Raw genomic sequence first — 10648 nt, forward strand, 5'->3', positions numbered from 1 at the left:
GTCGCGTTGTCGGTGGGGTGGGGCAGGATGGGTCGGATGAGCGAGCAGAGCTTTCCGGACGACGCGCGCCCGGAGCACGCGGACGCGCTGCCGGAGTACGCCGAGCGGGTCCTCGACGTGACCGAACTGATTCCGCCGGGCCGAGTCATGACGTACGGGGACATCGCCGAGTACCTGGGCGAGGGGGGACCCCGCCAGGTCGGACGGGTGATGTCCCTCTACGGGGGAGGCGTTCCGTGGTGGCGTGTCGTCCGCGCGGACGGGGCTCTCCTCGCCGGCCAGGAACTGGAGGCGCTCGACCGCTACCGGGAGGAGGGCACGCCCTTGAAGGAGGCGAGCAGAGCCGCGGAGGGCCACCTGCCGCGCCTCGACCTGAAGCGGGCGCGGTGGGACGGCGGCGAACGCGCGCAGGATCACACCTGACAGCTTCCGCCATCGGGCCGACCGACGTGTGACCTGTGCTCCGTACGAGGGAAAAGGGACACTTCGGGCACGTCCGTGGCATGACGTACGTTCGTGGGGCGGGGGACACCGGCGCCACGTGTGACCCGGGGGAAGAAGAGGAAGCCCTGCTTCCGCCTCATTCGTCGGCGTAGCGTCGGCCGCACGTGCCCCCGTCACCCCGCGCCCCCCGCCGTGCCCGCAGCGCGGACGGCCCACCAGCACACCCACCAGGACCGGCGAACCACGTGAGCTCCTTCTCCTCCACCAGACACCCGACGCACCCCCAGGCGCGACGGGGGAGCCGTGGCGCTTACCGACTGGTGCGTACCCCGCCGGAGCGAATGGATCCCCCTCGTCTGGACGCCGCACAACGCGCCGTGGTTGACCACGGGACCGGACCGCTGCTCGTTCTCGCGGGCCCGGGCACCGGCAAGACGACCACGCTCGTCGAGTCCGTGGCGGACCGGATCGCCCGGGGCGGGGACCCCGAGCGGATCCTGGTGCTGACCTTCAGCCGCAAGGCGGCCCTCGAACTGCGCGACCGGATGGCGCTGCGCATGGGAGCCACCCGCGCTCCCAGGGCGACGACCTTTCACTCCTTCGGTTACGCCTTGGTCCGCGCCCACCAGGACAGCGAACTGTTCGTCGAACCCCTGCGGCTGCTGTCCGGCCCGGAGCAGGACGTGACCGTACGCGAGCTGCTCGCCGGGCAGGTCGACCTGGAGCGGCTCGGCCTGGCCCATGTGCGCTGGCCCGACGAGCTGCGCGCCTGTCTGACCACCCGTGGCTTCGCCGACGAGGTCCGCGCGGTCCTCGCACGCAGCCGGGAACTGGGCCTCGGCCCGGACGCCCTGGGCGCCTTCGCCCGTCGCATCGGCCGCCCCGACTGGCGGGCCGCCGCCGTCTTCCTCGCCGAGTACCTCGACGTGCTCGACCTCCAGGGAGTGCTCGACTACGCGGAACTCGTCCACCGCGCGGTGCTCCTCGCCCACCGTCCCGAGGTCGCCGCGCATCTGGCCGCCCAGTACGACGCGGTCTACGTCGACGAGTACCAGGACACCGACCCGGCCCAGGTACGGCTGCTGCAGGCCCTGGCCGGGGGCGGGCGCAGCCTTGTCGCCTTCGGTGACCCCGACCAGTCGATCTACGCTTTCCGGGGCGCGGACGTGAACGGCATCCTCGACTTCCCCACCGCCTTCCCGCGCGCGGACGGCCGCCCGGCGCCGGTCGAGGTGCTGCGGACCTCTCGCCGGTCCGGGAGCGCCCTGCTGGCCGCGACCCGGCTGGTGACCCAGCGCATGCCGCTGACCCGGCTCCCGGCCGACAAGGTGCGTGCTCACCGCGAGCTCGCATCGGTGCGGGACGGGGGGCGCGTCGAGGTGTTCACGTACCCGACGTCCGGCACGGAGCTGGACAACATCGCCGACATCCTGCGCAGGGCCCACCTGGAGGACGGCGTCCCCTGGGGAGACATGGCCGTCCTGGTGCGCGCCGGTTCACGCGGCATCCCCACGGCCCGCCGTGCCCTCACCGCGGCCGGCGTCCCCCTGGACATCGACGGCGACGACCTTCCCCTGCGCCACGAGCCGGCGGTGGCGCCCTTGCTGACGGCACTGCGAGCGGTGGCGGAGGCGGAGGCGGGGGAACGGCCCGGGGCGGGCCCCGGCGCTGTTGTGGAGTCGGAGGGGCGGCTCGTGGCGGGTTCTGGCGACGGTGTGGAGTCGGAGGGGCGGCTCGTGGCGGGTTCTGGCGACGGTGTGGAGTCGGAGGGGCGGCTCGTGGCGGGTTCTGGCGACGGTGTGGAGCCGGCGGGCCGGCCTGCGGCGGGTCCTGGCGACGGTGTGGAGCCGGCGGGCCGGCCTGCGGCGGGTCCTGGCGACGGCGCGGAGCCGGCGGGCCGGCCCGGAACGGGCCTTGGCGACCTTCCGGAGACGGAGGGCGGGGCGGCCGGCGATACGTCGGTGAAGTCCGCGCCCGGTGAACGCGCCGACCGCGCGGAGAACCATCCGTGCTGGCTCCCAACCGAGACCGCCCTCACCCTGCTCAGCTCCCCGCTCGCCGGCATGGACGCCGCCGACCTGCGCCGCCTCGGCCGTGCCCTGCGCGAGGAGGAACGCGCCGCGGGCGACCCGCTGCCGCCGCCCTCGGACGAACTGCTCGCACGGGCACTGGCCGAGCCGGAGCGGCTGGCGGTGCACGACCCCTCGTACGCGCGTGGTGCCCAGCGGCTCGGCGCACTGCTCCGCAAGGCGCGCGAGCGCCTGGCGGGCGGCGGCAGCGCCGAGGAGGCGCTGTGGGACCTGTGGGAGGGCACGCCGTGGCCCACCCGTCTGGAACGCTCCGCCCGGCGCGGCGGCGCGGCCGGCCGCAACGCCGACCGCGACCTCGACGCCGTGTGCGCGCTTTTCGCGACGGCCGCCCGCGCGGAGGAGCGCACCGGCGGCCGGGGCGCCCTGAACTTCCTGGAGGAGATCGACGCCGAGGACATCGCCGCCGACACCCTCACACGGCGTGCCGTACGCCCCGACGCCGTCCGCCTGATGACCGCCCACCGCTCCAAGGGGCTGGAGTGGCGGCTGGTCGTCGTCGCGGGCGTCCAGGAGGGGCTGTGGCCGGACCTGCGCCGCCGCGGCTCCCTGTTGGAGGCCGACCGGATCGGCCGCGACGGACTCGCCGAACCGCTCACGCCCGGCGCGCTGCTCGCCGAGGAACGCCGCCTGTTCTACGTGGCCGCCACGCGCGCGCGGGAACGGCTGGTCGTGACCGCCGTGAAGGCGCCGGCCGACGACGGCGACCAGCCCTCCCGGTTCCTGACCGAACTCGGCGTCGAACCCGCCGACGTCACGGGGCGCCCGCGTCGCCCGCTGGCCGTCTCGGCGCTCGTCGCCGAGCTGCGCTCCACCACGGTCGATCCCCGCGTCTCCGAACCGCTGAGAGAGGCCGCCGCCCGTCGCCTGGCCCGCCTCGCCGCACTCGCCGACGAGGACGGCCGCCCCCTGGTGCCGTCCGCCCATCCCTACCGGTGGTGGGGCATGTGGGACTCGACCGAGAGCAAGGTGCCTCTGCGTGACCGCGACCAGCCCGTCGCGCTCTCCGGCAGCGCCCTGGACCAGCTGGCCAACACCTGCGCCCTGCAGTGGTTCCTCGGCCGCGAGGTGAAGGCCGACGCGCCCGCGACCGCCGCCCAGGGCTTCGGCAACGTGGTGCACGTCCTCGCCGACGAGGTCGCCTCCGGGCACACCCCGGCCGACCTCGCCGTCCTCATGGAGCGCCTGGAATCCGTGTGGAACGCGCTCGCCTTCGACGCCCCGTGGAAGTCGGCGCAGGAGAAGGCCAACGCGCGCGTGGCGCTCGAACGCTTCCTGGAGTGGCACGTCATGGACCGCGCCGGACGCAGACCGGTGGCCAGCGAGCACGACTTCGACGTGACCCTGGGCGCGGGCGACTACGAGGTACGCGTCCGTGGCCAGATGGACCGGGTCGAGACCGACGGCGAGGGCCGCGCCTACGTCGTCGACTTCAAGACCGGCAAACAGGCGCCCACCTCCGCCGAGGTGGCCCGTCACCCCCAGCTCGCCGTCTACCAGCTCGCCGTCCGCGAGGGCGCCGTCGACGACGCCTTCGACGGCGCCCGCCCAGAACCGGGCGGCGCGGAACTCGTCCAGCTGCGCCAGGGCGCGCCCAAGCGGGACGGCGGCGAGGCCCTCCCCAAGGTGCAGGCACAGGACTCCCTGGAAGGGTCTGCGGGCGAGTGGGTCGGGGACCTGCTCGCCACGGCCGCCGGCAAGGTCCTCGACGAACGGTTCACGCCGACCGCCGGCCAGCACTGCACCCACTGCGCCTTCCGCGCGTCGTGCAGCGCGCGGCCCGAGGGCCGGCACGTCGTGGAGTGACCGGCCAAGGCGAACGGGCCGCCCGGTGTGATGAGACGCACCACCGGCGCTGACCTGCGCCTTCCTCCACTCCGAAGGCGATCCGGCGCCCGCTGTCAGTGCCCGCCGCTAGCCTCTGAGACGTGCCCGCCCATCTCACCGATCCCGAGCAGCTCAAGGAGCTCCTCGGCATCCCCTTCACCCCGGAGCAGACGGCCTGCATCATGGCGCCGCCCGCCCCGCAGGTGATCGTGGCCGGAGCCGGGTCGGGCAAGACGACGGTGATGGCCGCGCGCGTGGTGTGGCTGGTCGGCACCGGCCAGGTCGCCCCGGAACAGGTCCTGGGTCTCACCTTCACCAACAAGGCGGCCGGAGAGCTCGCCGAACGCGTCCGCAAGGCGCTGATCAGGGCCGGCGTCACCGACCCGGACGTGATCGACCCGGACAACCCGCCGGGCGAACCGGTGATCTCCACGTACCACGCCTTCGCGGGCCGTCTCCTGACCGACCACGGCCTGCGCCTCGGCCTGGAACCGACCTCCCGTCTGCTCGCCGACGCCACCCGCTACCAGCTCGCCGCGCGCGTGCTGCGCGAGGCCCCCGGCCCCTACCCGGCGCTCACCCGCTCCTTCGCCGACCTGGTCAGCGACCTCCTCGCCCTCGACGCGGAGCTCGCCGAGCACCTCGTACAACCCGAGGAACTGCGCACCTGGGACGCCGGCCTCCTGGACTCGCTGCGGAGCGTCAAGCTCACCAACGCCGATCTGCGCAAGGTCCCCGAGGCCGCCACCGCGCGCCGCTCCCTCGCCGACCTGGTGATCCGCTACCGGGCCGCCAAGCGCTCACGCGACCTGCTCGACTTCGGCGACCAGATCGCCCTGTCCGCACAGCTCGCCGGGCTCCCGGAGGTGGGCCGTGTCCTGCGCGACGAGTTCCGGGTGGTGCTGCTCGACGAGTACCAGGACACCTCGGTGGCGCAGCGCATCCTCCTGACGGGCCTGTTCGGCGGTGGAACCGGCCACCCCGTGACCGCCGTGGGCGACCCCTGCCAGGCCATCTACGGCTGGCGCGGAGCCTCCGTCGCCAACCTCGACGACTTCCCGGAGCACTTCGCGCACGCGGACGGCCGCTCCGCCACCCGGCAGGCGCTCAGCGAGAACCGCCGCAGCGGCGGCCGCCTCCTCGACCTTGCCAACGGCCTCGCCGACCCGCTGCGCGCCATGCACGCGGGCGTGGAGGCCCTGCGTCCCGCCCCCGGCGCCGAACGCGACGGCATGGTCCGCTGCGCCCTGCTGCGCACCCACGCCGAGGAGATCGACTGGATCGCCGACTCCGTCGCGCACCTCGTGCGCACCGGCAAGGCGCCCGGTGAGATCGCCGTCCTGTGCCGCACCGCGACCGACTTCGGCGAGATCCAGGGTGCGCTGGTGGCCCGCGACGTCCCCGTGGAGGTGGTGGGCCTTTCCGGACTGCTGCACCTGCCCGAGGTGGCCGACCTGGTCGCCGTCTGCGAGGTCCTCCAGGACCCCGGCGCCAACGCCTCCCTGGTCCGCCTGCTCACCGGCCCGCGCTGGCGCATCGGCCCGCGCGACCTCGCCCTCCTCGGCCGCCGCGCCCGGTACCTGGTGAGCCACGCGCGCGTGGACGGCGACGACGATCCCGACCGGCGGCTCGCCGAGGCCGTCGAGGGCGTCGACCCGTCCGAGGTGGTATCGCTCGCGGACGCCCTCGACACCTTCCTGGAGACGCCGCTGGACGGTACCGGGGACGACGACGGGCTGCCCTTCTCGCCGGACGCGCGCGTGCGGTTCGCACGGCTGGCCACCGAACTGCGCGACCTCCGGCGAGCCCTGGCCGACCCGCTCATGGACGTCCTGCACCGGGTCCTCGCGGTCACCGGTCTGGAGGTCGAGCTGTCGGCTTCCCCGCACGCCCTGGCAGCCCGCCGCCGCGAGACCCTGTCGAACTTCCTGGACGTCGCCGCCTCCTTCGCCGCGAGCGACGGCGAGGCCACCCTGCTCGCCTTCCTCGGCTTCCTGCGCACCGCCGCCCAGTACGAGAAGGGCCTCGACAACGCCCTGCCCGGCGGCGAGAACACCGTCAAGGTGCTCACCGCGCACAAGGCCAAGGGCCTGGAGTGGGACGTCGTCGCCGTACCCGGCCTGGTCACCGGCACCTTCCCCAGCGGGCAGGGCCGTGAGAAGTGGACCGCCCAGGGCAAGGTGCTGCCGCACGGCCTGCGCGGTGACGCGGCCACCCTGCCCGACGTCGGGTCCTGGGACTCGCGGGGCCTCAAGGCCTTCCACGAGTCCATGAAGGATCACCAGCACACCGAGGAACTCCGCCTCGGCTACGTCGCCTTCACCCGCCCCCGGTCCCTGCTGCTGGGCTCCGGCCACTGGTGGGGGCCCAGCCAGAAGAAACCCCGCGGACCGTCCGACTTCCTCACGGCACTCCACGAACACTGCGCCGCCGGCTACGGCGAGATCGAGGCCTGGGCGGACGAACCCGCCGAGGACGAGGAGAACCCTGCCCTGCACCGGGCGACCGCCGAGCAGGCCTGGCCCCTGCCTCTGGACGACGAGGCACTCGCCCGACGCCGGGCCGCCGCCGAGACGGTCCTCGCCCACCTGGACAGCCTCGCCTCCCACGAGGCCGGCCACCCCGCCGCCGAGCACGACCCGGACACCTACGACGACCCGGACTGGCCGCCGCCCCCTGAGGACGACGAGGCGCTCGGGGAGGAAGAGGACCTCGGCGACCCCGGCTGGACGGACGAAGACCCGGCCGACTGGGACTCCTGGGCAGAGGGCCGGCCAACCGCCCTGCCGGACCCCACCGCCCCGCCGGACAGCAGCCCCACCATCCCGCACCAGTCGATGCCCCCGGGACAGCCCGGCGGCACCGACCTGCCCCGGCCTCACTACGAGGAACCACGGTCCGGGCAGGCCAACCCCGCCCGTCTCACCCCGGAGGAGGCCCGCACCGTCGCCTCCTGGGACCGCGACCTCGACGCCCTCACCGGGGAGCTCCTGCGCGCCCGCCAGAGCGTCACCGAGGTGCGTCTGCCGGCGTCGCTGACCGCCACCCAGTTGCTGAGCCTGGCCGCCGACCCGGACGGCTTCGCGCAGGAGCTGGCCCGGCCCATGCCCCGCCCGCCCCAGCCCGCCGCACGCCGGGGCACCCGTTTCCACGCCTGGGTCGAGGCCCGTTTCGAGCCACTGACGCTGCCCCTGCTCGAACCGGAGGAGCTTCCAGGAAGTGAGGCCGAGATCGCCGACGAACGCGATCTGGAGCTCCTCAAGGACGCCTTCGAACGCACCGAGTACGCCCGGCGCACCCCGTACCGGGTCGAGGCCCCCGTCCAGCTCTCGCTCGCCGGCCGTGTCGTACGCGGCCGCATCGACGCCGTCTACAAGAAGGGCGAGGGGAAGACGGCGACGTACGAGATCGTCGACTGGAAGACGAACCGATCCGGCACCGCCGACCCGCTCCAGCTCGCGCTCTACCGTCTCGCCTGGGCCGAGCAGCAGCACGTACCGCTGGAGTCGGTGGCAGCCGCCTTCCTGTACGTACGCACCGGCGAGGTCGTACGGCCCGAAGGGCTGCCGGACCGCCCCGCGCTGGAGAGACTGCTGCTGGCCGAGCCGGTCGGTGACGAACCGCACGATCAGGGTGCCCGTGCGGGCCGATAGGCTCGTGAGCATGAGCCACCCCGTTGACAATGCTGTCAGCGCTGTCCGTACGTACATCGAGCAGCACCGCGCCGCCTTCCTCGACGACCTCGTCGAATGGCTGCGCATCCCGTCCGTGTCGGCCCAGCCCGACCACGCGACCGATGTGCGCCGCAGCGCCGACTGGCTCGCAGCCAAGCTGAAGGAGACCGGTTTCCCGACGGCCGAGGTCTGGCCGACCGCGGGCGCCCCCGCCGTCTACGCGGAGTGGCCCTCCGGCGACCCGGAAGCGCCGACGGTCCTCGTCTACGGCCACCATGACGTGCAGCCCGCCGCCCGCGAGGACGGCTGGAGCAGTGACCCCTTCGAACCCGTCGTCCGCGAGAACCGCCTCTACGCGCGCGGTGCGGCCGACGACAAGGGGCAGGTGTTCTTCCACACACTCGGCGTCCGCGCCCACCTCGCCGCCACCGGCCGCACCGCCCCCGCGGTGAACCTCAAGCTGCTGATCGAGGGCGAGGAGGAATCCGGCTCCCCGCACTTCCGCGCCCTGGTGGAGGAGCGCGCCGAGCGGCTCGCCGCCGACGCGGTGGTCGTCTCCGACACCGGTATGTGGTCCGAGGACACCCCCACCGTCTGCACCGGCATGCGCGGTCTCGCCGAGTGCGAGATCCGGCTGCACGGACCCGACCAGGACATCCACTCGGGCTCCTTCGGCGGCGCGGTCCCCAACCCGGCCACCGCCGTCGCCCGCCTCGTCGCCGCCCTGCACGACGAGCACGCGCGCGTGGCGATCCCGGGCTTCTACGACGGCGTGATCGAACTCACCGACCGCGAGCGCGCCCTCTTCGCCGAACTGCCCTTCGACGAGCGGCAGTGGCTGCGTACGGCCAAGTCGTACGCACCCCACGGCGAAGCCGGACTCACCACTCTGGAGCGCGTCTGGGCCCGCCCCACCGCCGAGGTCAACGGCATCGGCGGCGGCTACCAGGGCCCGGGCAGCAAGACGATCATCCCGTCGTCCGCCATGGTGAAGCTCTCCTTCCGGCTGGTGGCCGGACAGGACCCCGGCCACGTCGAGAAGGCCGTCCGCGCCTGGGCCGCCGAGCAGATGCCCGCCGGGATCCGCTGCGAGATCACCTTCAGCGGAGCCACGCGCCCGTGCCTGACGCCGCTGGACCACCCGGCGCTGCGGTCCGTGGTCCGCGCCATGGGCCGGGCCTTCGGGAAACCGGTCCGCTTCACCCGCGAGGGCGGCTCCGGACCGGCCGCCGACCTCCAGGAGGTCCTCGGCACACCGGTGCTCTTCCTCGGTATCTCCGTCCCGTCCGACGGCTGGCACGCCCCCGACGAGAAGGTCGAACTGGACCTGCTCCTCAAGGGCGTCGAAACCTCCGCCCACCTGTGGGGCGACCTGGCGGAACACTGGCGCCACGCGCCCTGAACGCCCCGCACGGTCCCGGTCCGGACCGGCATCGTGCACGCGGCACACTGGAAAGGCCGCCCCGCACCGCCGAGCCCTCCCGGACCCGGTCGCCACCCGCCGTACGACCCGCTGAACCGCCTGCCGCACCGAACCGCTCACCGGGGGAGTTGGAAGCACCCGTGACCACCTGGACCGACCACACAGCCGACCGTCCCATCTCGCTCACCGCACCGAGCGGCATCGACCGTGCCGCCCACCACCGCCTCGACGAGGCCTGGCTCGCGGCGGCGTGGAGCCACCCCTCGACGCGCTGCTTCGTGGTCTCCGGCGGTCAGGTCCTCATCGACGAGACGTCCGACGGGCGCACCGAACTCGTCATGACCCCGTCCTTCGAGGCCCCGCTCACCGAGGCCCACCGGTACTTCCTGGGCACCGACGAGGACGGCGTGAGCTACTTCGCCCTCCAGAAGGACTCCCTGCCCGGCCGCATGGACCAGTCCGCCCGCCCGGCGGGCCTGCGTGAGGCCGGCCTGCTCCTGTCGCCCCGCGACGCGGGCCTGCTGGCCCACGCGGTCGCCCTGGAGAACTGGCAGCGCCTGCACCGGTTCTGCTCCCGCTGCGGCGAGCGCACCGTCATCGCCGCGGCCGGCCACATCCGCCGGTGCCCCGCCTGCGGCGCCGAGCACTACCCGCGCACCGACCCCGCGGTGATCATGGCGGTCACCGACGGGGAGGACCGCATCCTGCTCGGCCGCCAGGTCCACTGGCCCGAGGGGCGCTTCTCGACGCTCGCCGGTTTCGTGGAGCCCGGCGAGTCCATCGAACAGTCGGTCCGCCGCGAGGTCCACGAGGAAGCCGGCATCACCATCGGCTCCGTCGAGTACGTCGCCAGCCAGCCCTGGCCGTTCCCGTCCAGCCTCATGCTGGGCTTCATGGCCCGCGCCACCTCGACCGACATCGACGTCGACGGCGACGAGATCCACGAGGCCCGCTGGTTCTCCCGCGACGAACTGGGCGCCGCCTTCGAGTCCGGCGAGGTGCTCCCGCCCTACGGCATCTCGATCGCGGCCCGCCTCATCGAGCTCTGGTACGGCAAGCCCCTGCCGACGCGCGGCTCCTTCTGACGCTCGGACGCTGTTGAGGGGTGGGGGGGGGCCGCGGGGGGGGGGGCGCCCCCCAAAAACAACCAGCGCCGCGGGGCGGGGGGCGCACCCCCCAGCCGCAGGAGAACC

Annotated in this window: 5 protein-coding genes; all 5 read left to right on the forward strand. The window is 73.9% G+C overall.

What is annotated here, in order from left to right; translation table 11 throughout:
- The first annotated feature begins 36 nt into the window (after positions 1-36).
- Positions 37-423, forward strand: a complete 387-nt coding sequence (locus ACH4NX_RS12225) for an MGMT family protein (protein WP_351390622.1) — start codon at positions 37-39, stop codon at positions 421-423.
- A gap of 266 nt (positions 424-689) precedes the next feature.
- A complete protein-coding gene (locus tag ACH4NX_RS12230; RefSeq protein ID WP_398127831.1) occupies positions 690-4337 on the forward strand; it encodes a UvrD-helicase domain-containing protein in 3648 nt (1215 codons plus the stop codon).
- A 122-nt stretch (positions 4338-4459) separates the two neighbouring features.
- Positions 4460-8011: a UvrD-helicase domain-containing protein gene (locus ACH4NX_RS12235; RefSeq protein WP_398127830.1), complete on the forward strand. Its 3552-nt coding sequence runs from the start codon at positions 4460-4462 to the stop codon at positions 8009-8011.
- A gap of 10 nt (positions 8012-8021) precedes the next feature.
- Complete coding sequence (locus tag ACH4NX_RS12240) at positions 8022-9434, forward strand: dipeptidase (protein WP_398127829.1); 1413 nt, start codon at positions 8022-8024, stop codon at positions 9432-9434.
- Positions 9435-9595: 161 nt separating this feature from the next.
- Complete coding sequence (nudC, locus tag ACH4NX_RS12245; protein WP_351390610.1) at positions 9596-10540, forward strand: NAD(+) diphosphatase; 945 nt, start codon at positions 9596-9598, stop codon at positions 10538-10540.
- The last annotated feature ends 108 nt before the right edge of the window (positions 10541-10648 follow it).

The sequence above is a fragment of the Streptomyces sp. NPDC017225 genome, assembly GCF_044331465.1.
Classification (GTDB): Bacteria; Actinomycetota; Actinomycetes; order Streptomycetales; family Streptomycetaceae; genus Streptomyces.

Bases quoted from the DNA above. Each gene is read 5' to 3' on its own strand.
- ACH4NX_RS12225 (WP_351390622.1), top strand. From the start codon at position 37: ATGAGCGAGCAGAGCTTTCCGGACGACGCGCGCCCGGAGCACGCGGAC.
- ACH4NX_RS12240 (WP_398127829.1), top strand. From the start codon at position 8,022: ATGAGCCACCCCGTTGACAATGCTGTCAGCGCTGTCCGTACGTACATC.